The sequence below is a fragment of the Aquabacterium parvum genome (assembly GCF_001447195.1).
In the GTDB taxonomy this organism is placed as follows: domain Bacteria; phylum Pseudomonadota; class Gammaproteobacteria; order Burkholderiales; family Burkholderiaceae_C; genus Aquabacterium; species Aquabacterium parvum.
In genome coordinates this window covers 1-273 of the sequence record NZ_LFRI01000509.1, presented here as the reverse complement: position 1 = coordinate 273, position 273 = coordinate 1, and the positions used below count along the sequence as shown (strand labels likewise).

Annotated in this window: 1 protein-coding gene; it reads right to left on the bottom strand. The window is 55.7% G+C overall.

Going from position 1 to position 273, the window contains the following annotated elements:
• On the bottom strand, window positions 1–180 hold a 180-nt coding region (locus ABG80_RS18430; RefSeq protein ID WP_152987742.1), incomplete at its 3' end, for a hypothetical protein.
• Window positions 181–273: the final 93 nt, after the last annotated feature.

Sequence of the window (273 nt, the reverse complement as noted above, 5' to 3'; positions counted from 1 at the left end):
CAGGTTCGTCACTTGATCGAGGCGCTCGATCAGCGAGGGATGCACCTTGGCGCACATCTGGCGCAGCTCGGTGAGCTGGCCTTGATCAATGGCCTGATCGACCAGCCGGCCCATGTTGGCACCGTGGCTCAGGGCCCTGAGCTTCAGCACCTGAAGCTGGATTACTTCGTCAAAGTTCATGATTCCTCCAAAATCCAAAAGCGGATGCTTTGGATTCTAGGAGGAAGTCAGATCGCAGGCAAGGGAAACTGCGCCGCTTGAAAAGTTCAAGGT